This is a genomic window from Pantoea sp. 9140, assembly GCF_000745295.1.
GTDB lineage: Bacteria > Pseudomonadota > Gammaproteobacteria > Enterobacterales > Enterobacteriaceae > Pantoea > Pantoea vagans.
Window position 1 is genome coordinate 1,379,720 of the sequence record NZ_JQNO01000001.1, and the last position, 25,265, is coordinate 1,404,984.

Genomic DNA, 25,265 nt, shown 5'->3' on the forward strand with positions numbered 1-25,265 from the left:
CAGGGAACGTTTATCGTGATTGATTTTGACCAGTTCAACCAGCAGGCGGATCGGCTGGACGCGACGGTACCCCAGCCAGAACGCGTGAATACGGCGCAGATGGATGGGCTACGCTACCGGCTTTACCCACCCCGGCATGCTACGCAGGACGTGATTATCGTTTATCACGGTGGTGGCGTTCATCTGGATGCCGGATATGACATTCTTGCCCGCCAGTTAAGCCAGGGTGACACCACGGCTGTCTGCCTGGTGGATATTCGCGGGCACGGCGGCTCCCCCGGCGCTAAAGGTCAGGTTGCCAGGCCTGACCTGGTCTGGCTTGATGTGGATACCGTGCTGGCTGGCCTGCGCGCCTTTTTTCCTCAGGCACGACTTCACCTGCTGGGTCATTCCAGCGGTGGCGGGATGTTAATTAACTATTTTACCCGCCATCACCCGCAGTATCCCGCGGATAGCCTGATATTAATGGCACCGGAGCTTGGGCCTTTCGCCAGGGAAGTCCGGCGGAGCGGGGTGGCGGTTCCTTTTGCCAGGGTGAGGCAGTGGCCTTTCGTCATTAATGCGTTAAGCGGTGGCTTGCTGTTTGGCAACTATCCGGCCGTGACGTTGAATTTTCCGCCAGAGGTTAAAGCCACTGAGCCAGATTTTGTTCAGCATTACAGTGTGAACATGGCCAATGCGCTGACGCCACGCTATCCGGCAAAACAGCTGGCGGCCCTGCCGCTGCCCGTTTTACTGCTTGCTGCCGAAAACGATGAGTTATTCAGCGCGGATGCGATGCGTGAGTTCGCCGAAAAACATGGCAATCCAGCGCTGCGCTTCGGTGTGATTGCGAACAGCACGCATCTCGATTGCCTGTTTTTTGCCAGTCAGGCTATCCGTCAGCATCTGTCGCTGACAAGGCAGGCGGCACGATGATCCGCTGCAAACTCGCCGTGCGTAATCTGCTGCGTAACAAAAGACGCACCACGGTCTCTGTCACCAATCTGGCCCTGGCGCTGGCGGCTATTTTACTCTTTTCCGGCTTTTGTGAATCGATGTATCAGGGGCTGCGGGAAAGCATGATCCGTTCGCAACTGGGACACATTCAGTTCTTCAGTAAGGGATTTAATCAATTTGGTGCGTTAAGTGACGCCAGCATGCTGCTGCCTGAATCGCTGAAGAAACAGATCATGGTGCAGGCGGCACGGCAGCCGGAAGCGGCGATTGTGACGGAACGGCTGGAAACTGACATTTTGATCACCAATGGCGATGCGCAGATGTCATCACACCTTATTGGCATCGATCCTGATAAAGAAGCGACGCTCAGCTCAGCCATTCAGTTGCAGTCAGGCAGCAATCTGTTCCCTGAACAGCGTGACGGTATTCTGCTGGGTGGCGCACTGGCAAAAGCGCTCAACCTGCATCCGGGCGACTCACTGACGCTGTTAGGCACCGCATCTAATCAGACCATCAACGCCATCGATGTCACCGTGGCCGGTATTGTCACCACCGGCGTTGAAGAGCGGGATCTGCGGACGGCATACGCCAACCTTGCCCTGGTGCAGGACTTTCTGCTGACACGGGGGGCCACGCGTATCGTGGTGTTATTAAAAGATACGCAGCAAACCGATCGGGTCATACAGCAGCTAACTCGTGAGCTGACAGCGGATGCCAATCGGATAGAAGTACGCAGCTGGTCTCAGCTGGCGACCTACTATCACCAGGTTGTCGCCCTGTTTAGCGCCATTTTCACCTTTGTGAATGTCATTTTGCTGGCAGTCGCGGCCTTTGCTATTTCCCACGTTTTATCCATGAACGTGGTGGAACGAACCCGCGAAATCGGGGTTATCCGGGCAATTGGCGCCAGCAGAGGCGAGGTGGTGGCCCTGTTCGTGATGGAAGGCGGACTGTTGGGGATCATCGGGGGCATCGCGGGATTATTGTTAGCGTGGATCCTCACCCTGCTGCTCAACCACTCCGGTCTGATGATGCCCACGCCGCCCGGCAATACGGTGACTTATCCCTTGCGCATTCTGCTGACAGCCCATCAGTGCCTGACAGCCTTTGCGGCCAGTGTGCTGCTCTCCCTGCTTTGCAGTCTGTTACCTGCGCTGCGGGCGGGCAGACTCGTTATTACAAGAGCACTTAATCATGCATAACCTTTTATTCGCGTCCTCATCTTTATTACGCAAGGGGCTGGCGTGCCTTATTGCACTGATGCTGGTCAGCACCCCGGCTATGGCGGTGCAGAAAGATGCCAGCGAATGGTTCAGAGAGATTAGCGACCTGCGCGGCCTGTCTGGCAGCTTCAGCTTTTCATTACAGGTGACATCCTACCGTAATGACGTTGAAGAGGCGCAGAGTCAGCTTGAAGTGCTGTTTCAGTCGCATCAGCAGATCCTGATTTTGTTCCGCCAGCCGCAAAATTCTGCCGGTCGCCGTATCCTGGTCGAGGGTGAGAATATGTGGTTAACGCTGCCCTCATCAAAACGTGTGCTACGTGTCTCGCCGAGCCAGCGATTACTGGGCGAAGCCAGTAACGGTGATGTGATTAATACCAATTTTGATGACTACCAGCTGCAACAGCAGCAGAACGTCGAGCGGGATGGACAACGCTATCTCGCGCTGACGCTGGTGGCGACTAACAGCCGGCAAAACTATCAGCGCGTGGTGTACCTGATCGATCCGGTGAGTTCGCTGCCCCGTATCAGTCTTCACTACACGGCATCGCAAAAGCTAATCAAAGAAATCCATTATGAAAATTATGTCACTACTGTGGGCAAACCGCGCGTAGAGCGACTGCGGCTGATCAACCCGGTGCAGCCAGAACGTTACACCATTATGCAGTTAAGCCAGTTTACCGCCAGAACCTTCCCGGCAGGGATCTTCAAAAAAGAAAACCTGCTTAATGCCGTTATCCGGGAGTGATGGCGATGAAACATGAGGTTCAGAACACGGCTTTTCTGATGCGTGATGGTTGCAGGCTCCATTACCGTCACTACAGCATGGCCACGGCGCAAAGCGTGATGCTGCTGCTGCCCGGATTTGGCTTAACCAGTGAAGATTATGTCTCATGCTGTCAGCACTTGGCGAAATCGAGTGCGGTGACAGTTTACAGCCCGGATCTGCGTGGGCAGGGACAGTCTCAGGGGGTGGAGGGCGATGTGGCGTATATCGGCCAGTTGCAGGACGACCTGAGCGATATGATCGCTGCGTTGCAGCAGAATCATCCGGGTTTGCCGGTGGTACTGGCCGCCCACTCGGGCAGCAGTTCTCTGGCGATCAGCCACCTCGCAACACGGCCCGATCCGGGGGTGGTGGCGTTATATCTGCTGGCGCCGGTGTTTTTTGGTCATATGGAGTATGACCGCGAGATCCAGCGCGCGTATCCGTTTATCTATTACGGTCGATATCACCGTAAACCTGCGGCGCATCCGGCTTCGCAGCTCAGCGTGAATCAGGAGTTTCGCTACTCTCTGCTGCGTCATGGCCTGGGAAAAATGTTTAGCGGATTGCAAAACATCCGGGTTCTGCAGGTACGGCGCGATGCCGGACAGCCCTGGCGCAACTATAGCTTTCGTTTTCTGCAAAGCTATCGCTGTCGTGACCTGACACAGAGCCTGGAGCTAATCAGGGTGCCGGTGTGGCTGATGGCCGGGCAGGAAGATGAAGTGATGCTGCCGGATGCGGTATTCACGCTGCTGAACTGGCATCTGGCGCCGGGCTTGCTGCGGGAAAGCCGTTGTCTGGCACGGATGGGGCATTTCAGTATCCTCGCGATGGCGGCAACGCTGATGGGACACTGGCTTCGGGCTACGGTTACGCAGCAAGCCGGAACGCAATAAGGGAATAATATGGGTATTGAGAGCGGCGGCTGTGGCGATCTTTCTTTTGCCTTTCCAGAGACGGCAACAAAATTACGCTGGGGTGATGGAACACCTGCCGGGGGTATTATCGCGGCATCTTCTGCGGGTGAAAACAGCCCTGAACTGACGGTGCAGTGGAATGCTGAAGAGAAAACACTCACTCTGCGGCGGGCGGCGGGCAGCCGAAAATCGTTGTATTACGCCGCAGATGAGCAGCGCATTCTTTTCTCTACGCTTCTGCCACAGCTGCTCAAACTGTGCGGAACGGACGAGACCCGGTTTGACCAGCGTTGCGTTGCCGATCTTATCGTGGTCGGTTTTATTGCTGCGCCACGCACGCCTTATCAGGGAATTTATCAGTTAGCACCCGGAGCCACTATTGTCTGGCGTTATGGTGACGCTGAGCCGGAATATACCTTGTCCGCCTCTGCCGCGCCCTCTCCGGAGACAATCGGCGTCAGCTTCAGCGGTCGGGCGGGTAACATGCCCGCGCAGCCGCAGCTTTCCGATAATGTCATGCTGATCAATGTCATTCCGCAGCTTGCGGCTTTAACGGGCGAAGCCCACGGTGATCCGGGATTGCTCAGATTACTGCTTCGTTTAGGTTGCCAGCGCTCAGCGTCCTGCCATGTTCATCTCGGCTGCGACCTTGACCCGGAAACGTTGCGGGTGACAACGCGTTTTAAACAGCCATGGATCAGACGTGCGGCTCAGCGATCGTTGCAACACTACTGGAACGAGGTTCGTTACCCGGAAATTGCCAGCTGGTTTTCACCGCCACAGACAACTTTTGATGGCAAATGGATCAGGCACCTGATGATCGCTGAGAGGCAGCGTATTATTCAGCAGGTGGTAACAGCCTATCAGCAGACCGCCGACTATTATTATCGCTCCCGCGATGATGAAGAAAATATGGACGTAAAATTAAATAACGAAAAATTCTCAGCAGACTCACCGGAAATTGGGAATCTTTATTGTCGCGCCGTGCAATTAAACCAGAGTACGACGTTTATTAATCAGTTTATCGATTTTTCACCCGCAAAAATATTCCGGCGCGACGAAAAACAACCGAATGATGCGCTGAGTAGCCTGATTTGCGCGATGACATCACTGAATTATCTTGAGCGATTTCATCATCGCCTATCACAGTAGTCCATTTGCCCGTTTTTAATACGCTAAATAGTAGAGGGAACTATGAACGGATATATGCTGCATTCACTTGCGGATATTTATGCTGAATTATCGGCAGGGCATGCCATTCCTGATATCAGGATGGCAGGGGGAGAACCCTTAACCCGGGTGCGCATTGAGTACTGGTGCGATCTTCTGAGAAATAAGGGATTGCAGCACGGCGATCGTTTGCTGCTGCTGACGACCCCCTGTGCTGAGAGCATCGCTGTGATGGTCGCGGCCTGGCATCTCGGCATCGTCATCTGCCCGCTGCCACCGCAGACCCGCGGAGCGCCGTTGCGCATTATCGCAGAAGATTGCGGCGCAAAAGCGATCCTCTATGCGGCCACGCAGCGCTGGCAGTCGGGCGTGGCACCGGCTAAGCCCGCCTCGTTTATCTACCTGACGGCGCCGCGCGTCACCGGAAGCGATCTGGCGCTGATTATTTACAGTTCAGGCAGCACCGGCGTGCCCAAAGGGATCATGCTGTCTCATGCCAATGTGTTGTCGGCGCTGCGCTCCGTAACCGGTTATCTGCAACTGCGGCCGCAGGATACGCTGCTGTCCGTTCCACCGCTGCACTTCGACTATGGGCTCTATCAGGTGTTGTTCGGATTTTATGTGGGTTGCCGCGTCATCCTTGCGCCTCCTGCCTGTAATCCCATGCAGTTGTTGAAGCTCATCTCACAGGAGCAGCCCACTGTGCTACCACTGGTTCCGGCGCTGGGGGCGGGCCTGGCGAAACTGGGTAAGGCCCTGAAACGTCAGGCGGATTGCGTGCGATTGATCACCAATACTGGCGGCCATATGCCGGAAAAAGTGGTACGAGATCTGAAATCTCTGTTCCCGGCGGCGGGCGTGATGCTGATGTATGGGCTGACGGAGTCCAAACGGGCGATGTTTTTGCCTGTCAGTCAGGCAGAACTCAAGCCGGACTCTGTCGGCAAACCCATGCCAGGCTTGGAAGCCAAAGTGTTTATTGCCTCAGGCGATCGCGAGAGGCCGGTATTTCGCGAATGTAAACCGGGTGAAATCGGCGAGTTGTATGTGCGGGGCGCGTCCGTGATGCAGGGATATACCCGTCCGGAGAGCAGTGCAGGGGCGGAGATTATCGCCGGAAACTATCGCGATGATAACTGGCTGGCAACCGGCGATCTCTTCAGCTACGACGAGGAGGGTGATTTCTACTTCCGGGGACGAGAAAAAGAGTTAATCAAGCAGGCGGGGTTTTGTCTCTATCCACGCACTATCGAAGCGATCGTCGAAAAGCATCCGCAGGTGACAGATTGTGCCGTCATTGGTATTCACGATGAGGAAGGCAATGAACAGGCCTGCCTGTTTGTCAGATCCGTTACCACGCTGGATAAACCGTCGCTGGTCACCTGGCTCAGTGAGCACTTTGATTCGCCCTGGCTGCCTGCGCGTATTGAATTCATTGACAACTGGCCGGTGAATCAGAATGGAAAAATTAATAAAAAAGAGCTGGTGAACTTCCTTTAACCTTTGATCATAATTTGAGACTGACATGACAACTATTATTAGCAGAATTGAAGAGGGACTGGTGACAGGGAAATTCGTCTTTGACTCTCCCTGCTATATTTACGATCCTGTGCAGCTAAGAAATAATATTCATGCGCTGGAAGAAAGTATTGGAACGCCGGTTATTCTTTCTATTAAAGCGAATCCCGGCACCACTCTTAATCTGCGCCTGACCGATCGTAACGCCGGGGTTGAAGTCGCTTCGCTGAATGAGCTAAATCTGGTGGCAAACAGCGATAAAATATATATTAATAATCCGTCAATGGATAAAAACCTGATGCGTGCCGGTATTGCCGCTAAAGCTGTTTTTATTATTGACAGCCAGCAACAGCTTCAGCAGCTGATTGAGCTTTCCGGAAATCGTCCGCTTCAGCCGGTCATTTTACGTTGTAATGTCGGCGTCGTGGCAGCGCTGCTGCCCGATGCGCCGGCCATCCGTAAAGATCATTTTGGCATGGATCTGGATAGTCTGATCGCGACGGCTCATTTCATCCGGGACCATGAAAAAGTTCAGCTTAAAGGGTTTCATCTGTTTGGCGGTTCCCATACCTTTCATCGCTTCGCCAATGTGATTGCCGAGGCTGCACTGGCGTTACTGCCCTCTATTGAAGCGGCTTACGGCGGCCCCATCGAGCTGGTGAACCTTGGCGGCGGTTTTAGCGAACAGTGGTGGCAACATCAATCTCTGTTCCCTGCTTACCGTGAGTGGCTGGCGCGTTTCCCGGCACATATCTCTCTGGTGCATGAAGCCGGTCGTGCAGCGTTCTCCTCCTGCGGCGTCTTTATGACCACGGTGGTAGCAACCAAACGCGTTGCCGATCAACATTACGCCATCTGTAACGGCGGCATGAATCAGAGCTTCCTGTTGTGCCAGACCGAAAACAGCTTCCGCAAAATGCGCCAGCCTTATCGGGTGCGACTTAAAGATCGGCCTCTGCCGGACGCGGAGAGCCAGCAGAAGACGATTTTAGTCGGCTCAACCTGCAGTCGGGACGACGTGATTGGCCACTATGCAGGTGAAGATATTCAGCCGGGCGATATCCTGCTGTTTGATTATTGCGGCGCTTACTACAGCACCTATACCGTGAATCGCTTCCTCGGATTAAAGGAGGCGGCTCAGTATGTTATCTCCTGAAACTGTTCCTGACATGTTGCAGCTTGGCGAGCTAATTACCCGCCATCTTGAAGGCTATCAACCGGTGCCGGAATCGGTACGCCGGATGATTTTCCGCAGCGTTTTGCGTCATCTTGACTCACGCATGATTATCGAGGATCCGCTGACGGCCCTGAAACCGCTGGCGGCGTCTGCCACCTCATTCCCGTTACCGGCTATAGACTGCCTGCCTTTGCTTGATCACTACGTGGCGGCGGTGCGCGAGGAGGGGCTGGGGCCTTACTTCAACCGCATTATCGGCCTTTTTGGCCATATTATGCTGCAGCTTTCCGGCAGCGATCGGCAGCAGGAACAGGTAGCACAGTGGGTGAGTACCGGCGGCACGGGGGCATTCCTGATGACCGATAGCGGTGGGCCATCGCTGCATCAGTGGCGTTCTCAGGTGGTGAGTGATGCGCAGGGCGCGTTGCAGATAACGCTCAATAAAGAGTGGGGCATTGGAGCATTAACCTGCGCGTTCGCCATTGTTATCCTTTCACGCCCGGGCCAGATGGTGCCTCAGGCCTGGCTGATACCCCCTGAGGCCTGCGCGCAGTGGCAGCGCACGCCAGTGGGGTCCGCCTGGCTGGATGGCCATGTTCAGCTGGGCAACTGTCACAGCACCTTTCAGGGTGACAGCGACTGGGCATTGCGCCGTGGCGGATTAATCGCGGTTAAACAGTTTCTGACCTATGTCCGTCCGCGTTTTGTCGCCTCACTGATGCAGCATCTGCACTGGCTGACGCAGCAAAAGCGTCTGACGCCTGACAGCCAGCAAAATGAAGTGCGTGAATATCTGCTCAGCGTCACGCGCAGGCTCTCTGCTCAGCCGGTGTTTAATCGCTATTCAGAAGATGAGGTGATGGCGCTAAAATTTGCCTCTAATGCCTTGCTATTTGATCTGGTTGAACAGCAGCGCATGCCCGCGCTGAGCGATCAACGCGATCTGCTGGGATTCACCAAAATGGAAGGCAGTTCTTATCGTTGCCTGATGGAAATTTGCCAGCGGCATCGGGCAGGTCACTATGTCTGAGCTTGAGCTGGTTCGCGCTGAATTTACCCGCTATCCGCAATCGCTGCTGTCGGTGGACGACCGGCTGGAAAATCTCTCCCCGGCACTGGCAAAAGCGGTGGGTGAGCAGATCGCGCATGCTTTGCAGGGGTGGCAGGGGCCATTACCCGATCGCCATTTTATCTGTTCGACCATTATGGATTTGGCTTTTTCCCGCCAGCTGGTGGACTGGCCGACGCTGGTGGCGCAGATCGCGCAATACACCGATGCCGTGCCGGATATGCTGATCAATGCCTATGAGTGTGCCAGCTGGGGTTACAGTTTGCGGCAGGCGTTAAGTCATCCGCGTAGGTCGCCATATGTCATGTGCACAATTGTCGATCTCAACCTGATGGATCTCGCCTTCTGGCGTGCCAATCCCAACTGGGGCAACTCGGGTTTCGGCATCGCCACGCTGCTGTTTCGTGCGGATGAAAACGCGCAGCAATGTGTCACCGTCAATGTGGCGAAAACCAGCAACTTTATCGCTGAATTCAGCATTGCCGTGCGCAACGCGCTGGCTGATAAGCCTGACTACAAGCTGGCGCTGCCCTTTTTCCCTCAGGCCGTCACCCAGCTATTTCAGCGTCTGTTACCGGATGCTGACATGCTACCGGATCTGCATCCACGCTTTGGTCACTGTTTTGGTGCCGATCCGTGGATTTCTCTGGTAGAGCAGGCGCCCCATGCCTCACCCGGCCAGCGTTTCCTGGCGACGTCGGTGGCTCTGAACGGCTACTGGACAATGGCCGATATCACGCTGGCTGCCGATGGTATCTTTAACTGGCGGGAGGCGAAATGATGCAATGCAATCATCTTTTTAACGGGCGTCTGACCCGCTCGCCTTTTGCCTTTCGCGCTTATCGTGCCAATGACCGGGTGCTGCCGCTGACTACACCCGAGGATTACGCCTCACTGGGGCGTATTAAAAAACCGGCAGTTCAGTCCCCGGTATTGTGTGGTTTTCAGGAAAAATATGACCTGCTGGAAGAGATCGTTAATGCGGCCTTTTCACATCTCCAACCTCTTGACCGCTGTGTTATGACGGCGATGATGCCGGGGGGACTGCGTCTTCCTGCGCGACTGTTGCAGGATGATATTTTCCTGCTTCATCAGGTTGAGCAGGAAGCAAAACGGCTCTTTCTTGATGGCTATAGCGTGCTGGCTATTGAAGAGTCGATGATTCGCCACCCGCTTGAAAGTGGCAGTAATCACCTTCTGCTTCGCTGGTTTCCACAGCATTCACCCCAGCGCCAGGATGGGTGGGACGAACTGGTCAGATTTCTTCATCAGTTGAACATTGTGGCAATCGATGCGTGACATGGTGCTGCGCGGTTTACACCTTTTTCCGCTCTCTTCGCAGGGTACGCTGCCGAAAACGCTGCCCGCGCCGGGAGAAGGCGCAGAGGGGCTGGATCTCATCCTTTTTTGCAGCTCAGGCGAGCTGGGCGTCATGCAGCAGCAGGATATTGCAGCCTGGTCGCGTCAACAGGCGTTCTGCCAGCTGTCACCGCGTCGGGCCTTTGTCTCACTGGCCTGTGCGAGCTGGTATGCCGCGCTGCTTGAGTTTGAGCGCAGTCCCTGCCGTCACGCTGAAATCTGGGTGATTGAAAGCCCGGCTTCCTTTATTCAGGAACGGCTTGACTGTGCAGGGCTGGGTCACGGTGGAGCGGGACTGACTGTCCAGCCGGGCATCGCCAGAATGGTGCTGCAAAAGTGCCAGGCAAAGCACGGCGAGCTGGTGCTGGAGGCCTGTGCGCTGTTCGCCAAACCTGCGGGACTTAGAGGGACTGAACAGTTGATCAAACGCTACGGTGCCTGGCTGGCCGCCGGTCTGGGCGATGATCATGCCGCAGGCTGGGTCTCCTTCGCCATTGCCACGGGCTGGTCAGATCAGCTGCTGGCCGGTTTATCGCACTGGTTCCCGCAGTTGATGGAGCGGCTGACGCGGTTGCCAAGTATGGAAACTGACACCGTTCATCTGCTGGCCATTAAGCCGCTGCATGAACTGCATCGGGAAATTGCGCAGCGCCATTCTGGCACGCTGTTTATCACGACCCTGGCGGCAGGCGGGCGCATTGGCTGCGTGGTGGTGCGAACCGCTGAACGCGCTCTGCCCGGTGCGGTGCAGCGCGACAAGCCTCATGCAGTGCCGGTTCCTGCAGGCAGTATGCTGCCCGGCATGCCTCCCGACTACTGCGATCCCCAATACCGTTATGTCGATAATCAATACTTTCTCACTGAAATGACTCTGTGTTCTCAGTGTTCACGTACATGGAATGACTATGAATAATTTACCGATTTATCTGGCGCCGCTGGACGATATTCGCTTTGTGATATGGCAGCAAAATCAGGCAGAAGCCTGCCTGAAAAGTGACTACCCCTGGTTAACCCGTGAGCGGGTAGACACGCTGTTAGAAGAGGCGGCGCATTTCGCCAGCAGCGTGTTGTCTGCCAGCTATCAGGAAGCCGATCGCCAGGAGTGCTTCCTGGACGCGGCGGGGGAGGTACAGGTGCCTGAATGCTATCAGGCGCTGCTGGAAAGGTTTCGCAAAGAGTGGGGCGTGCGTCTCAAGCCTTATGAGCAGGGCGGCCTGGGGCTACCCCCGCTGATCCAGTATGCGGTGCTGGAAATGTTTATGGGCGCGCATCCGGCCTTTATGACCTATGTCGGTTTCAATGGGCCAGCCCTGCAACTGCTCACGCGTTTCGGGACGGCGCAGCAGCTGGAACGCTTTGGGCCACCCCTGGCTGAATACCGCTGGACGTCTTCACTCTGCATTACTGAAGCGGAGGCGGGCAGCGATCTTAGCCGTATTGCAACCCAGGCAGAACGGCAGGAGGATGAGCGTTATCTGATCAGCGGAGAAAAACGCTTTATCTCTGCCGGTATGCACTCACTCACTGAGAATATGGTCTGGTTTGTGCTGGCTCGCATTAAAGATGGCCCATCCGGCGTGCTGGGGCTCTCCTGTTTTATTGTTCCGCGTTTTGACGACGGGAAAGATAATCAGGTGCGTTGCAGTGAGGTGGTGCGAAAGATGGGGTTAAAAGGGTGCGCCAATACGCACCTCCAGTTTGGTGAGCAGGGACCCTGTTACGGTTATCTGATGGGTGAGCGGGAGAATATCGGACTGGTGCAGCTGCTGAGCATGATGACGCCAGCGCGTATCAGCACCGGAATCTACGCGCTCGGAATGGCATCCAGTGCCTATCTTAACGCACTTAATTATGCCTGCCGGCGCATCCAGGGCAAACAGTTTGATCGGGCCATGAGTGCCCAGGCACCTTCATTGCCCATTGTTTCTCATCCGGATGTGCAGCGTATGCTGAGTGAAATGAAGATGCTCACGGAAGGCTGCCGTGCTCTGCTTGGCAAATTAGGCATGGCGGAGACTCGTTATCTGATAGCGAAAGTGCATAAAGAAGAGCAGGTAGCCCGGCAGGAGCTGGCCTTTTTTGAACTACTGACACCGCTGGTGAAAGCCTATTGTTCCAATAACGCCTGGACGGTTGCTGAAAATGCCATTCAGGTGCTGGGCGGCAACGGTTATCTTTCCGCATTTCCGGTTGAGCAGTATGCGCGGGACTGCAAAATTTTGTCGATATGGGAAGGGACTAACCACATTCAGGCGCAGTTTTTGTTGCGGGACAAGCTCGGAATGGGACTACGTGACACGCACGGACTCCAGGAGCTGAACCAGCGGCTTTCCGTGTTTATCGCCCAGGCCAGAAAACAACCGGTATTGTCTGCGATGGCCGAGCAGCTGGCGCAGACGCAATCCGTCATGCAGTCAACGCTGCTGGAGATGGGCGACTATGTTCGCAAGGGGCAGATGCTCGCCGTGCCTGCCTGCGCCAATATCATGATGGAGATTGTCGCTGAAGTGATTATCGGCTGGTGCCTGATGGAAGCGGCGGACGTCGCGCAGAGAACAGATAATCAGATCCTTCGGGAAGGGAAGTATGCCACAGCGCAATATTTCGCTGGCGTCACGCTGCCGTTGACGGTGGCAAAAGCGGCAAAGGTGCGTTATCTGATGCAGTCCGGAAGTGTGGCCAATCCGGTGTTTACTGCGGATGCGTAAAGCGGGAATTTATCAGACGGCGTTTGCATTCTGCCTGTCGTCTGTCTGTGCTGCCAGTGAGACGACCGACTGGCAGTCGCACTTTTCTGCGCAGGGACGCTATGGGGTAAAGGAATATAACGACGCATCTCCGCTCTCACCTGACCGCTACAGCCCCGCGACGCGGGCAAGCGTTGATACGGATGTGATGTTTTCCTCTCAGTTCTTTTATCAGGATAATTTACAGGGATTTATCGGCGTTGCCTCAGGCTGGGAGCATGAAAACCACATGGATAACACGCTCACCCGGCTGCTGGAAGGGGGCGTCACCCTTATGAACACCGAACAGACTCAGCGCCTCACGGCGGGTAAAGTCTATCTGCGCTGGAGCCAGGACAGCGTTTACCATCCGATCGATATTTTTGGTCGCTATACGCAGCCGAAAAGTACATTGGGCGTTAACCGCATGGATGATTTTCAGCGTGAGGGCGCACCGATGGTACGCTGGCAGGCCAGTGGTGACAGCGGGGCTTACGACCTCGTTCTGGCCAAAGTGGAAAATGAGCAGGGATGGGATAACGCTCAACAGGCCGTCCTGCGCGGTCTGTGGCAGTTCGATGACATTGAAGGCAGCCTGCTCGCAGAAAAAACCAGCAGTAAACGACCGCGCTGGGGAGCGACCCTGAGCCAGGGCATCGGAGAGCAGTGGACGCTTTATAGTGAATACCTGCTCAGTGGCGATCGTGATGTTCCTCAACTGACACAGGACAGCCCGGCGATTCCGATTGACGAAGATGCGCAATTACCCGCGTTATATCGTTACCGTCAGGATCCCCGGCAGCGTAACTGGCAAAAGATGTTGTTAACGCTGCGCTATGCGTTGCAGAAAGGGGGCAGTCTGGAGAGCAGCTTTTATTATAACGGACATGGGATGAATCGTGATGAATGGCATCAATGGGTTGATGTTCAGCATTCATCCGTCCGGACGCTGACCGATCCGCGTTTGCAGCAGTTGCTGGGGCAGGGTAATCCGTGGGTGGGCACCTTAGGTGGTTCAGCACGGTTGATGCAGGACTTTTACCTGCGCCGTTACTATGCGTCATTGCGTTTCGATAGCATCGATCGGTTTACCCAAGGCGGCGTTGAAGTTAACCTGATTTATGGTCTTGAGGATAATAGCTTGTCGCTCTGGACTGAAGGTCGTTATCCGCTGAGTACGCACATCACCGTGAAACCGTTTATTTTGCTACAAACCACCTCTCAGGGAGAGGGCGCGATCTCGCCTGTGAGTTCGATGGTCGGCATTAACATTAGTTATGATTTTGATTTTTAGGGGAGCCTTGCTGGATTGGCCTGCGACTGCTCATCCGCACTGACATCACCCGGTTCGGGGGTTGGCACGGTATAAAAATAAAAATCCACGCCGTTGCGTAATGCTTGTCAGTTAAGCTTTCAAAGGAGGCCGCAACGGATAACGTTGTGGCCTCTTTTTTTACCGCCCTGAGGTAATGTCGCGGTATTTTTCCCGGTGAGACGCCCGGTAGCAGGCTCAGATGACTTCTCAGATACAGGGCGGACTGCTTAAAACTTATCTGATAAGGTTCCACGCCTTGCAGGCTGTACGCCATTTGCCCCATTATGAACCTCAAAAGGTTACAAGCCAGGACCGCGCCCCACAGCTCATGACGCACAAGTTCTGTCTTTTTGCTTATCAGCGTCAGCTCATTATTCAGTGCTGTTTCCTCTCGCGGAACCCATGCTCTATTTCCCTGCGATGGCTGTATAAATCCACGACCTCTGCTTTGGGATACGTCAGCGGATCGCACATGGGTGTCAGGATTTGAACCCTTTTCCGTTGAGTTCTTTGCTGATAAGCCTTGCTGTCAGCGTGTCTGCAGCACCCTGCCGCTTTTTCTTCGCCTGAGGCAATAACTGTAATTCTACCCACTCCTTGTCCGGTACCTAAGCTACAGATAACACGGTACTGCGCCCCTTTACGCAGTTGCAGCCTCCAGTGTCTATCCGTTCCCGCCGACTGTCAGGCAGACCCAGCGTATAAGAATCTTTATCTAAGAGGGTCAGAGAGTGGTCGGGTGGCCTGTGGGATAAGCTGAGCAGCAAGATCGGCTTCAACGCATGCGGAGACGCTGTCGAACGCAGCCGCTGACTGGTGAGTCCCCTCTGACAGACAGTGCGCACCTGCGCCATTCAGAGCACGTATTCATATTGGCCGTTCGCCCGAAGGCGGCATCATTTTCTGGCATATCCGGTGTGCGCCATGACCGGCATTACGCTACGGCGTGGTTTTTTTATGCTCTGTCCGCCGTAACCTGCTGACGAAGCGAACCGGTAAAGCACAATTAATCAGTCTGTTCATAAAGCGGGCCTGAAATGGTTCACGCTTCGCTTATTGCGTCTCAATCGCTATCCCTTCTCTGTTTACCCCACGTCAGGCGTATAGCTGCTTAATGATCTGATAAACAGGCCTTTATCGCGCTTATGGCTGACGGGAAGTGCTGCAAATTGCTGCCTGCGCAACAGGAATCCTCTCTGATTTGCCTTAAATCAGAACCATTAAAAACATGAGTGCTTTTAATGACATTCTCAGAACAAACTTATTTATGTGCAAAAAAACTTCATATTTTCGTATGTTGTTAAGATTAGTCCTAACCGCATGCTAAAAAGTAACACCTATTTGTATTAACTTAATTAGTTAAACTTTACTTAAGTAAATTCTTCTGAAAGTGGGCCGTTGAAATTTTGTCAATCTTCTGTAAACTCGCAGCTAATATTTACACATGGATTGTAATTTCAGACCTACGGGCAGGATCTACCTGACTCGTGCGGTAGCTATGAAATTTCGCTAAAGTTATAAAGCATTGAAAATAAACCAATATAATGAAAATTATTCGGGCGTAATGTGTCATTTCTTACTGCCGGATAATTAAATCACTGTTATCGGCTTAATTCAATCCGACGGTTTTTCGACCAGGGATGGCATAAGGAAAGCTTGGGTTTACCCCACCTTCTTAAATTTGCCGGGAAAAAATTGGTCATGTTTCTGATCGTTGTTTGCCAGGTCAGATTCCTCCCTTTTCCCGTTTACGTCCCCGATGTTGCTTTTTTATACTTAACTTTTGCTGATCGGTTAACGTTTCGCAGCAAGACGCTTAGGCGCTTTTTGTTTAAGGATTATTTTTTAATCTGGCACTAAGTGGCTTCCTGTGCAGATGACATCTCCGATTTTCATTACTGACACCCGGCCTCTGGCCACTCTCCAAGGTATGAATGGAACACAACATGAAAAAAATGGTGAAGCTCCGCGTTGCGTTAGGCCTGATGTTTGTTTTTTCAGTCGCCGGTTGTAAAACCCCGCCAAAAATGACCGATGACACCCTGGTCACCAGCACGGTGGACGGTGTGGCGATCAGTCACCGTTATGCCGTAAAACCGCCAGCGCAGTTCAGTCCGGTCAATGAAACCTATCGCGCGCTCTATCCCGGTTCGGTAATGAGCCAGCCAGGCTACGGCGGCAAGGTAGTGGAGACGCTGAAAACCGGCGAAACCTACACCGTGATTGGTCAGGTCGAGAACAACTGGCTGGCGCTGGGTGAACCGGCTCAGGCAGCAGAGCCTCAACCAGACAATGCTACCGCCAGTGTCAAAGATGCACCTCAGTCTGCCGCGCCGCAGTCAACCGTCCAGCTGACAGGCTATGTGCCATTCCGCGCCGTGGTGAAAAGCGCACTCTACGATCAGACCGTCAAAGCCGATCAGCCGAAACGCCGCGTGCGCAGTAGTAGCAAGAAGAAAACCTGCGTCGCGGTTAACGGTGACAGCACTGCCTGTCAGAACAGCACTAACGGAACCTGGATCATTAACTAATCGCACTGAGCAGGGAGGGCTGGATGATGAGAACAACACAACTGCGCGGTGGGCTGATCGTGCTGCTGATGTGGCTGCTGACGGCCTGCAGCAGTAGCAGTACGCCGCCGGTGGCTTACTACAACCTGGACGTTCAGGGGCAGAATCAGCTTAACGGCGGTGCGCCGCTGAAGGTCCGTGTGGTGTTACTAAGCTCCGATGCGGAGTTCATGTCAGCAGACTTCTTCTCCCTGCAAAACCAGTCCGCAACGGTGCTGGGCAGTGCGCAGCTTAACACCCAGCAATTCTTCCTGACGCCAGAGCAGCGCAGCAAAACGCTGCGGATTAAGAGCCTGCCTGAGGCGCGCTTCATCGGCATCATGGCGGAATATCAGGCGCTGGATGGCAAGGTGTGGCGACTGTCGCTGCCGGTTCCCGAAGGGGAGTCACCCTCATTCTGGGCATTCTGGAAACGTGACGATAGCGAGCTGAATGCGCGCATCGTGGCGGGAATTAATGGCCTTCACGTGGAAAAACAGTGATGTCGATGAACAGAGCCGAAAAGGTCGTCTGGACCGAGGGGATGTTTCTGCGTCCTCACCATTTCCAGCAGTCAGAAAATTATCTTCTCAGCACCCTGCGTGAATGGGGTCAGTCACAGCGCGTCTACACCTGGGGCTTTTACGATCTGGAGTTTGATGAAGCGCTGCTGCGTCAGGGGAAACTGGCGCTGAGTGCGGCCAGCGGCTGTCTGCCAGACGGCACGTTTTTCGCCTTCAGCCAGCCGCAACATGGCCCGGCACCGCTTGATCTGCCAGCTTCTGTTGACCGCAGCAAAGTGGTGCTGGCGATACCGACCCGTCGCAATGGCCGCGAAGCCGTCGCTTTCCAGGAGTCGCAGGATTCTCTGGCGCGCTATCTGGCCTGGGAAGCGGAAGTGGAAGATGACAACGCCCAGGCCGTAGGCAGCGCGACGGTACAGTTCGGCAAGCTGCGCCTGCGGCTGATGCTGGAGCAGGATCTGACCGCCGAGTGGACCGCGATGGGCGTTGCGCAGGTCATTGAAAAACGCAGCGACAACCATATCCGGCTCGACAGCGATTACATCCCGCCGATGCTGACTCTGAACAGCAGCCGTCCGCTGCAAAACATGTTTAACGACCTGCACGGGCTTATCCAGCAGCGCAGCCAGCAGCTGAGTCAGCGTGCACCCGGCACCGGCCGCTTCAACAGCGCCGATATGGTCGATTTTATGCTGCTGGCGCTGCTCAATCGTCAGCTTGGCCTGCACAGCCATCTGCAACATCTGCCGCTGCTGCATCCTGAAACCCTCTACAGCCACTGGCTGCAACTGGCCGCAGAGCTGAGTACCTGGACGCCCGCGCGCGCGCCGGAAGGACTGCCGCTCTACGATCATGATGACCTGCATAACTGCTTCAGCCGTCTGTCGCTGCTGCTGCGTCAGGGTCTGTCGCAGGTGATGGAGGAGAGCGCCATTCAGCTGCCACTGACGCAGCGTTCGCACGGCCTTAACGTCGCTACCGTGCCGGAGAGCAGCATGGTGCATGAGTTCGGCTTTGTGCTGGCGGTGAAAGCCAGCGTGCCGGCCGACACCCTGAAAACCCATTTCCCGGCACAGATGAAAGTCGCGCCGGTCAGCAAAATCCGCGATCTGGTGCAGCTGCAGCTGCCGGGTCTGGCACTTCGGGCGATGCCCGGCGCGCCGCCGCAGATCCCGTGGCATGCCGGATACAGCTATTTCGAACTGGATAAGAACAGCGAGCTATGGAAAGAGATGGAGCGCTCGGGCGCTTTTGCGCTGCATCTTGCCGGTGAGTTTCCGGGCCTGAACATGGAGTTCTGGGCCATCCGCAGTCAGTCAGAATAATAAACTGAGCACGCAGCATGATGCAGGAACAACAATATTCACACAGCGATCTTGCGCCGGATGCCAGCCACCAGAATGTGCTGGTTGCGGCGGCCAACCCCCTGATTAACGCGATTCCACAGATCCGCCATTCGGTGTCGCATGAAGACCCGGCGCAACTGCGTCAGCAGCTGATCGACCAGATCCGCCGCTTTGAGCTGAGCTGCCAGCAGTCGGGCCTCGGCTACGAAGTGATCATCGGCGCGCGCTACTGTCTCTGTACCGCGCTGGATGAGGCGGCGGCGCTGACGCCGTGGGGCAGTCGTGGCGTCTGGACCAGCAACGGTCTGCTGGTCACCTTTCATAACGAAACCTGGGGCGGCGAGAAGTTTTTCCAGCTGCTGGCGAAGCTGTCGCAGAACCCCAGACGTCACATTCTGATGCTGGAGCTGATCTACTTCTGCCTGCTGCTGGGGTTCGAAGGACGCTACCGGGTGCTGGACAATGGCCGCTCGCAGCTGGAGACCATCAAACAGCGCCTGCTGCAGATGATCAAAAGCGTACGCGGCAGTTACGCCGCGGCGCTGTCACCGCATCCCACCGATCAGCCGGTGCTGCGCAAGCTATGGCGGCCGATGATCCCGCTGTGGGCCTGTGCGGCCGTGGCTGGGCTGGCCGCCTGTCTGTTCTACATCGTGCTCAACTGGCGTCTGGGTGATTACACCTCGCCGGTGCTGGCCCGCATCTATCAGACGGCGCTGCCGGAAGTGAAGATTGGCAACCCGGCGCCGCCTCCGCCTGCCACGCTGAATCTGCGCGCCTTCCTGAAGCCGGAAATTGATGCCGGGCTGGTGGCGGTGCGTGATGAAGCGGACCGCAGCGTGGTGACGCTGAAAGGGGATGGGCTATTTGCTTCAGCGGCGACCGAAGTGCGCGGCAGCTACATTGACGTGATCCGGCGTATCGCGGCGGCCATGAACAACGTCAGCGGCCAGATTCAGGTGATTGGCTACAGCGATAACGTGCCGATCCGCAGCGCGCGCTTCGCCTCCAACTTTGAGCTGTCGCTGGCGCGCGCCCGTTCAGTGCAGACCCTGCTGCAACAGCAGCTGGCGCAGCCGTCGCGGGTGAAAGCGGAAGGGCGCGGCGAAAGCAATCCGCTGGTGCCGAACACCAGCGCAGAAAATCGCGCGCGTAACCGTCGTGTTGAAATCACACTGCTGGTGGCGCCGGATGCGACGCATGCCGAACTCAACGGCCTGGCGAGAGGGAACTGATCCATGCTGAATATTCTGTTTGCGGTGCTGACCAGCCGCCTTGCGTGGGGCTTTGTCGGCATCACCGCGCTCTCTTTTATCATCTGGGTGATTGGCCCGGTCTTCTCTATCGTTGATTCGCGGCCACTTGAGCCAGAGCAGAACCGCATGATCAGTATCGCGCTGCTCTATCTGGTCTGGGGACTGGGGCAGGCGATTCCACGGCTATACAATTACTGGCTTAACCGCAAGCTGATGTCGAGTCTGGAAACCGGCAAAAGCGATGCGCCGGAAGCCGATCGTCAGCGTCTGACCAGTGAAGAGCAGGTGCTGGCGGGCCGTTTCTCCGAAGCTACTGAAATGCTGAGAAAGGCGCACTTCCAGCGCCACAGCAGCAAAGGCACGCCGTTCTGGGCGCAGCGCTTTGGTCGGCAGTATCTCTATCAGCTGCCGTGGTACATGATTATCGGTGCACCCGGTGCCGGTAAAACCACCGCGCTGGTCAACTCCGGCCTGCAGTTCCCGCTGGCGGATAAGTTTGGCAAGTCGGCCCTGCGCGGCATTGGCGGCACCCGCAATTGCGACTGGTGGTTTACTAACGACGCCGTGCTGCTCGATACCGCCGGGCGTTACAGCACCCAGGAGAGTCAGCAGGAGCGGGATGCCAGCGAATGGCACCATTTCCTCGATCTGCTGCGTAAATATCGCGGACGTCAGCCGATCAACGGCGTCATCGTCACGCTGAGCGTCTCCGATCTGCTGAGTCAGTCGCCCGAGGCACTGCGCAACCAGGCGCTGGCGCTGCGTCAGCGTCTGATGGAGTTGCACGATCGTCTCGGCATCCGTTTCCCGGTTTATGTGCTGGTCACTAAAGCGGACCTGCTCAAAGGTTTCCGCAGCTACTTCACCTCGCTGGATAAAGCGCAGCGTGAACAGATCTGGGGATTCACCTTTCCGTGGGCGAAGGCATCCGCCGCCGATTTCGAGCTGAACAGCCAGTTTCAGCAGGAGTATTCCCTGCTGCAACAGCGGCTCGATGCCGGACTGGCCGATCGGCTGCTGACGGAGAGCGACGCGCAGGCGCGTGCCGAAAGCTATCTCTTCCCGCAGGAGTTTGCTGCGCTGCGTCCGTTGCTGGCCGACGCGCTCGACACGCTGTTCGCCCGCTCCGATTTTGAAACCCAGTTCGCGCCACGCGGCATCTACTTTGCCAGCGGCACCCAGGAAGGTCTGCCGTTTGACCGGGTAATGGGCGAGCTGAACCGCGCCCTGAATCTGCCAGGCCAGCAGGCGGGCGAATCAGGCAGCTGGGATCAGGTTGATAAGGACGCCCCGATTCCGCAGAACAAAGGGCAGAGTTTCTTCCTCAAAGGCGTGCTGGAAAATGTGATTTTCCAGGAGTCGGGTCTGGCGGGCAGCAACCGCTGGTGGGAGCTGCGCAACCGCGCCGGACTCTGGTCAGGCTATCTGGCGCTGCTGTTGCTGCTACTGGTCGCGGGCGGTCTGTGGCTCACCAGCTACAGCAAGAACAAAGCCTATCTGCAGGAGATGGCCGCTAAAGCGCCGCAGGTGGAGCAGCTGGGTGACCAGCTTCAGAAGCAGGTCAACGGCGATCTCTTTGCGCTGGTGCCTTATCTCAACACCCTGTTGCACTTGCCGGAAAGCGCCGACTTCTCGCTGGAATCGCCGCCGCTGACGCGTCGTATGGGCCTTTATCGTGGCACCGAGGTCAGCGATGCGACGCGTGCGCTTTACGACAAAGCGCTGAAGCAGCTGCTGTTGCCGCAGGTGGCGCAGAATATCACCCGCTGGCTGCGCAATGACAACGGCAGCGACGCTGACTACAGCTATGAAGCGCTGAAGGCGTATCAGATGCTCTATCAGCCGAAGCACTACGATGGCAAGTTCCTGCAGGCGTGGCTGATGCTTAACCTGTCGCGCGAGCTGCCGCAGAACGTGACGCAGCAGCAGGTAAAACAGCTGGCGTGGCATCTGCAACAGCTGCTGGAGACGCAGATTCACTCGTCGCCGTATGCGAAGGATGACGCGCTGGTAAAGCGCGAGCAGGCGCTGATTAATCAGATGCCGCTGTCACAGCGCGTCTATGGACGGCTGAAGCGCCTGCTGCAACGTGATGACAGCCTGCAACCGGTGACGCTGGCGGCGCTGGGCGGTCCCCAGAGCGAGCTGGTGTTTTCCCGTAAAAGCGGTAAATCGGTTAATGACGGTGTGGCAGGTCTCTATACGCCGGACGGCTACTGGCAGCATGTGGACAAGCAGATTGGTCCGGTGACCCAGGCGCTCTATCAGGACGATCTCTGGGTGCTGGATGGCGCTGCGCCGCAGCAGAAAAGTGAGCAGACCGATCTCGCGGTGCGCCAGCTCTATGTGCAGGACTACATCCGCCAGTGGGAGCAGTTCCTGAGCGATATCCAGCTCAACAGCAGCGCCGATCTCTCGCAGCGTATTAACACCGCGCGTTTGCTGTCGGGCAACCACTCGCCGCTGCGCCAGCTGGTCATCAACCTCAGTAACCTGCTGACGCTGAACCGGGCGCAGCCCGATGAGAAAACCGCGCAGGCGGCAAAGCCGTCGGATAACAGCGCTACCCGCACCCTTGAAGCGCTGTTTACCTCGCCCGAAGCGGCTGCGGCGCGTGGACAGGCAGCAGCGCAGGCGTCACCGGAGCAGGCGGTTGCCGTGCATTTTGCGCCTGTGCTTGAGCTGGCTCAGCCATTACAGCAGGGCAGCAAGGTGCTGGCGGTGGATGATTTCCTGCACCAGATTGACGATCTCTATCGTTACCTCACGGCGGTGCAGGATGCCGCCAACAGCGGGATGCCGCCACCGGCCAGCGATGCGATCAGTCGTTTGCAGGCCAGCGCCGGACGTCTGCCCGGTTCGCTGCAGAATATGGTCTCCAGCATGGCGGTCGGGGCCAGCAGCGATGCACAGCGCCGCGACATGGATAACGTCCGTAAACGCATCACCATGGAAGTGGGCAGTTTCTGTCGTCAGGCGATCGCCGGACGTTATCCGCTGGTGCGCTCCGCGCGCAGTGAGGTGACACCCGACGATCTGGCGCGGATGTTCGCCCCCGGCAGCGGCATGATGGACAGCTTCTTCCGCGACAACCTGGCCAGCAAAGTCGACACTACCAACGCCTCATGGCGCTTTACGCCGGGTATCGACGGCAAAACGCTGCCGGGCGGCGAAGCGCTGCTGCGTCCTTTCCAGCAGGCGCAGTCAATCCGCGATGCGTTCTTTGCTAACGGTGCGACCACGCCAGGCTTCCGCGTCACGCTGCGCACCGTAAAAATGGACAATGACATTCTTAACCTGACGCTGGATGTGGATGGACAGCAATTGCGTTACAGCCACGGGCCGCAGGCAGTACAGATGGTCAGCTGGCCTGGCCCTGGCGGCACCAGCCAGGTGCGCATGCAGCTGGGCCTGACCAACGGCACGACGTCGACGCTTGTCACCAGTGGCCCCTGGGCGCTCAATCGCTTCTTTGACCGCGCCCGGGTTACCGCGGCTGGCGGCCTGACCCGCGAAGCCACGTTCAGCGTGGAGGGTCATCAGGTCACGCTGTCGTTCACCCCTGGCAGCATTCGTAACCCGTTCCAGCTTCCCGGCTTTAGCTGCCCCTGAAACAGGACCCGACAATGACTCATTACGCTGCACCCTGCTGGTACGGCAAATTGCCCAGCGCGGGTGACTTTGTGAAGCGCCGCTTTCCTGATGTCCTCTATCGCCAATGGTCCAGCTGGTTTCAGGTGGGCCTGCATCACTGGCAGAGCAGTCAGGAGGGGGATAACGCGCCGTCGCGCCCGTTCCTCAACGCGCCGGTCTGGAATTTTGTGGTGCCGCCGATGCTGGGCAGTCAGCTGATCCAGATGGGCTGCCTGATTGCGGCACGGGACAGCGTGGGACGTAACTACCCGCTCTGCGCGCTGCGTCACTTCACCCCCGCCGAGTGGTCGCCAGCGCTGCTGGCACGCTCCGGCGAGTGGTATCAGCAGGTGGGCAATACGCTGCTGCGGGTGGTGCAGGGCGGCGGATCGCCGGAGCAGCTGGATCAGGCGCTGATCAGCATTCCGCAGCCGCAACCGCCGCAGGAGACGGGTGAGCCGTCAGATATCCTCAACGTTATCGGGCATGGCGACACGCCTTCAACGCTGAACTGGACGCTGCCGGGTGAGAACTTCGACCCGCAGTTTTACACCAGTTTCTGGTGGACCAATCAGAGCGACGGGTTTCCGCTTTATACCCAGGTCCACAGCGGTAACTTCACCGCCCAGCTTTTTTCATTGCTGTTTGATCCGGCCGGTGGGGCAAAGCCGGGACGAAACGGACTTTATCCCCCGATGTTTGAATCCTGAGGCAACACCCATGACGATGAATACAGAGGCTTTGCTGGCTCCGGTCAGTGATGACAATCCCGGTGGCGACAACCTGGAGTACGACGCCGATTTTCAGGCGATGGAGCAGGCCAGTGCCGGTAAAGCGGAACAGCAGTTCGGCAACACCATCATTCCGGCAGAACCCGCCGACTGGAACAAAGTTGAGAAGCTGGCGATAGCGCTGCTGGCCCGCAGTAAAGATTTACGCGTGATGCTGGCGCTGACCCATGCCTGGACGGAGCTGAAAGGGCTGCCGGGCTATGCGCAGGGCCTGAAGCTGATTGAACAGGCGCTGCTGCTTTACTGGGAGCCGCTGTGGCCCCGGCTGGAAGAGTACGGCGAGCAGGACCCGTTCTACCGCATCAATGCCCTGGCGCTGCTGGGTGACAAGACTGAACTCAGTGGTGCGGTACGTCAGTGCTGGCTGCTGCGCTATCCGTCCGACGGTATTACGCTGCGTGATGCAGCCGCCCTGTGCGACGGCAGCAAAACCGAGGTGGCAGACTATCCCGGCGGCCTGCCGCGTCTGATCGATGAACTGGCACGCGGCGACCAGCCCGGCATTGAGGCGGTGCTGCAGATTCATGAGCGGCTGCAGACCATCTGCGAAACCGTGGCCGAACGGCTGGGCGACGCGGCGGTGCCTGAACTGGCCCTGCTGCGCCGACAGATTGCGCTGATCGCCGAACGCTGCCAGGCCACCGATATCAGCCAGCTGATACCCACCGCAGCGGCGGAACAACCCGCAGAAGCGGCGGCCCCGGCGGCGGTCGCAACGGCGCCGCGCGCGGCCGCGGACTGGCGCACGGTACAGATCAGTTCCCGCGCCGATGCCCAGCTGATGCTGGAGAAAGTGAAGCTCTACTTCACCCAGCATGAGCCGAGCCATCCGGCTCCGCTGATGATCGACCGGGTACAGCGCTTAATCGAGCGCGACTTCCTGGAAATCATCCGCGAGCTGGCACCCGATGGCGTGCATCAGCTGGAAACCATTTTCGGACGTCGCGACTAAGCAGGCGTGACCCACTCACACAGCGGGACCTG

At 56.6% G+C, this 25,265-nt stretch carries 20 protein-coding genes; all 20 read left to right on the forward strand.

The genetic code is table 11. The features are described from left to right. Window positions 1-15 precede the first annotated feature (15 nt). Complete coding sequence (locus FA92_RS06565; protein WP_033782799.1) at window positions 16-918, forward strand: alpha/beta fold hydrolase; 903 nt, start codon at window positions 16-18, stop codon at window positions 916-918. Next, window positions 915-2,141 carry an FtsX-like permease family protein gene (locus FA92_RS06570; RefSeq protein WP_033782801.1) on the forward strand — a complete coding sequence of 409 codons (1,227 nt, stop codon included), beginning with the start codon at window positions 915-917 and terminating at the stop codon, window positions 2,139-2,141. Before FA92_RS06565 ends, FA92_RS06570 begins: the two co-directional genes overlap by 4 nt. Next, window positions 2,134-2,910 (forward strand): outer membrane lipoprotein-sorting protein, encoded by a 777-nt coding sequence (locus FA92_RS22320; protein WP_081917111.1) that lies wholly within the window; start codon window positions 2,134-2,136, stop codon window positions 2,908-2,910. Before FA92_RS06570 ends, FA92_RS22320 begins: the two co-directional genes overlap by 8 nt. Before the next feature lie 5 nt (window positions 2,911-2,915). Further along, window positions 2,916-3,827, forward strand: a complete 912-nt coding sequence (locus FA92_RS22325; protein WP_197061488.1) for an alpha/beta fold hydrolase — start codon at window positions 2,916-2,918, stop codon at window positions 3,825-3,827. A gap of 330 nt (window positions 3,828-4,157) precedes the next feature. After that, window positions 4,158-5,000, forward strand: coding sequence for a hypothetical protein (locus tag FA92_RS06585; RefSeq protein ID WP_156105680.1), 843 nt, complete (start codon window positions 4,158-4,160; stop codon window positions 4,998-5,000). Window positions 5,001-5,120: 120 nt separating this feature from the next. Continuing rightward, window positions 5,121-6,518 (forward strand): class I adenylate-forming enzyme family protein, encoded by a 1,398-nt coding sequence (locus FA92_RS06590; protein WP_197061489.1) that lies wholly within the window; start codon window positions 5,121-5,123, stop codon window positions 6,516-6,518. 25 nt (window positions 6,519-6,543) lie between these two features. Next, the gene (locus tag FA92_RS06595; protein WP_051926485.1) at window positions 6,544-7,692 is read left to right on the forward strand and encodes a hypothetical protein; all 1,149 of its coding nucleotides are present in this window, start codon (window positions 6,544-6,546) and stop codon (window positions 7,690-7,692) included. After that, the gene (locus FA92_RS06600; protein WP_033782805.1) at window positions 7,679-8,743 is read left to right on the forward strand and encodes a hypothetical protein; all 1,065 of its coding nucleotides are present in this window, start codon (window positions 7,679-7,681) and stop codon (window positions 8,741-8,743) included. Before FA92_RS06595 ends, FA92_RS06600 begins: the two co-directional genes overlap by 14 nt. Continuing rightward, window positions 8,736-9,563, forward strand: a complete 828-nt coding sequence (locus FA92_RS06605; protein ID WP_033782807.1) for a hypothetical protein — start codon at window positions 8,736-8,738, stop codon at window positions 9,561-9,563. The genes FA92_RS06600 and FA92_RS06605 overlap by 8 nt, the downstream gene beginning before the upstream one ends. Then, a complete protein-coding gene (locus tag FA92_RS06610) occupies window positions 9,560-10,081 on the forward strand; it encodes a hypothetical protein (protein ID WP_156105682.1) in 522 nt (173 codons plus the stop codon). Before FA92_RS06605 ends, FA92_RS06610 begins: the two co-directional genes overlap by 4 nt. Beyond that, window positions 10,074-11,054, forward strand: a complete 981-nt coding sequence (locus FA92_RS06615) for a hypothetical protein (protein ID WP_033782812.1) — start codon at window positions 10,074-10,076, stop codon at window positions 11,052-11,054. The genes FA92_RS06610 and FA92_RS06615 overlap by 8 nt, the downstream gene beginning before the upstream one ends. Then, a complete protein-coding gene (locus tag FA92_RS06620; RefSeq protein ID WP_051926486.1) occupies window positions 11,047-12,849 on the forward strand; it encodes an acyl-CoA dehydrogenase in 1,803 nt (600 codons plus the stop codon). Before FA92_RS06615 ends, FA92_RS06620 begins: the two co-directional genes overlap by 8 nt. Next, the gene (locus FA92_RS06625; protein ID WP_033782814.1) at window positions 12,842-14,161 is read left to right on the forward strand and encodes a hypothetical protein; all 1,320 of its coding nucleotides are present in this window, start codon (window positions 12,842-12,844) and stop codon (window positions 14,159-14,161) included. Before FA92_RS06620 ends, FA92_RS06625 begins: the two co-directional genes overlap by 8 nt. A 1,955-nt stretch (window positions 14,162-16,116) precedes the next feature. Further along, window positions 16,117-16,713 (forward strand): hypothetical protein, encoded by a 597-nt coding sequence (locus FA92_RS06635; protein WP_013357567.1) that lies wholly within the window; start codon window positions 16,117-16,119, stop codon window positions 16,711-16,713. Between the two features lie 23 nt (window positions 16,714-16,736). Further along, entirely contained in the window at window positions 16,737-17,234 is a 498-nt protein-coding gene (tssJ, locus tag FA92_RS06640; protein ID WP_013357568.1) for a type VI secretion system lipoprotein TssJ, read from the forward strand. Window positions 17,235-17,239: 5 nt separating this feature from the next. Further along, window positions 17,240-18,580 carry a type VI secretion system baseplate subunit TssK gene (gene tssK, locus FA92_RS06645; RefSeq protein WP_013357569.1) on the forward strand — a complete coding sequence of 447 codons (1,341 nt, stop codon included), beginning with the start codon at window positions 17,240-17,242 and terminating at the stop codon, window positions 18,578-18,580. Window positions 18,581-18,600: 20 nt separating this feature from the next. Further along, a complete protein-coding gene (locus FA92_RS06650) occupies window positions 18,601-19,836 on the forward strand; it encodes a DotU family type VI secretion system protein (protein WP_197061509.1) in 1,236 nt (411 codons plus the stop codon). 3 nt (window positions 19,837-19,839) lie between these two features. Next, window positions 19,840-23,469 (forward strand): type VI secretion system membrane subunit TssM, encoded by a 3,630-nt coding sequence (gene tssM, locus FA92_RS06655; RefSeq protein ID WP_033782821.1) that lies wholly within the window; start codon window positions 19,840-19,842, stop codon window positions 23,467-23,469. A 14-nt stretch (window positions 23,470-23,483) separates the two neighbouring features. After that, window positions 23,484-24,200 (forward strand): type VI secretion system-associated protein TagF, encoded by a 717-nt coding sequence (gene tagF / locus FA92_RS06660; RefSeq protein ID WP_013357572.1) that lies wholly within the window; start codon window positions 23,484-23,486, stop codon window positions 24,198-24,200. Window positions 24,201-24,216: 16 nt separating this feature from the next. After that, the gene (tssA, locus tag FA92_RS06665) at window positions 24,217-25,233 is read left to right on the forward strand and encodes a type VI secretion system protein TssA (protein WP_033784560.1); all 1,017 of its coding nucleotides are present in this window, start codon (window positions 24,217-24,219) and stop codon (window positions 25,231-25,233) included. Window positions 25,234-25,265 lie beyond the last annotated feature (32 nt).

Coding starts and splice junctions, on each gene's coding strand:
- FA92_RS06570 (WP_033782801.1), top strand. CDS start 915: ATGATCCGCTGCAAACTCGCCGTGCGTAATCTGCTGCGTAACAAAAGA.
- FA92_RS22320 (WP_081917111.1), top strand. CDS start 2,134: ATGCATAACCTTTTATTCGCGTCCTCATCTTTATTACGCAAGGGGCTG.
- FA92_RS22325 (WP_197061488.1), top strand. CDS start 2,916: ATGAAACATGAGGTTCAGAACACGGCTTTTCTGATGCGTGATGGTTGC.
- FA92_RS06590 (WP_197061489.1), top strand. CDS start 5,121: ATGGCAGGGGGAGAACCCTTAACCCGGGTGCGCATTGAGTACTGGTGC.
- FA92_RS06595 (WP_051926485.1), top strand. CDS start 6,544: ATGACAACTATTATTAGCAGAATTGAAGAGGGACTGGTGACAGGGAAA.
- FA92_RS06600 (WP_033782805.1), top strand. CDS start 7,679: ATGTTATCTCCTGAAACTGTTCCTGACATGTTGCAGCTTGGCGAGCTA.
- FA92_RS06605 (WP_033782807.1), top strand. CDS start 8,736: ATGTCTGAGCTTGAGCTGGTTCGCGCTGAATTTACCCGCTATCCGCAA.
- FA92_RS06610 (WP_156105682.1), top strand. CDS start 9,560: ATGATGCAATGCAATCATCTTTTTAACGGGCGTCTGACCCGCTCGCCT.
- FA92_RS06615 (WP_033782812.1), top strand. CDS start 10,074: ATGCGTGACATGGTGCTGCGCGGTTTACACCTTTTTCCGCTCTCTTCG.
- FA92_RS06620 (WP_051926486.1), top strand. CDS start 11,047: ATGAATAATTTACCGATTTATCTGGCGCCGCTGGACGATATTCGCTTT.
- FA92_RS06625 (WP_033782814.1), top strand. CDS start 12,842: ATGCGTAAAGCGGGAATTTATCAGACGGCGTTTGCATTCTGCCTGTCG.
- FA92_RS06635 (WP_013357567.1), top strand. CDS start 16,117: ATGGAACACAACATGAAAAAAATGGTGAAGCTCCGCGTTGCGTTAGGC.
- tssJ (WP_013357568.1), top strand. CDS start 16,737: ATGATGAGAACAACACAACTGCGCGGTGGGCTGATCGTGCTGCTGATG.
- tssK (WP_013357569.1), top strand. CDS start 17,240: ATGAACAGAGCCGAAAAGGTCGTCTGGACCGAGGGGATGTTTCTGCGT.
- FA92_RS06650 (WP_197061509.1), top strand. CDS start 18,601: ATGCAGGAACAACAATATTCACACAGCGATCTTGCGCCGGATGCCAGC.
- tssM (WP_033782821.1), top strand. CDS start 19,840: ATGCTGAATATTCTGTTTGCGGTGCTGACCAGCCGCCTTGCGTGGGGC.
- tagF (WP_013357572.1), top strand. CDS start 23,484: ATGACTCATTACGCTGCACCCTGCTGGTACGGCAAATTGCCCAGCGCG.
- tssA (WP_033784560.1), top strand. CDS start 24,217: ATGAATACAGAGGCTTTGCTGGCTCCGGTCAGTGATGACAATCCCGGT.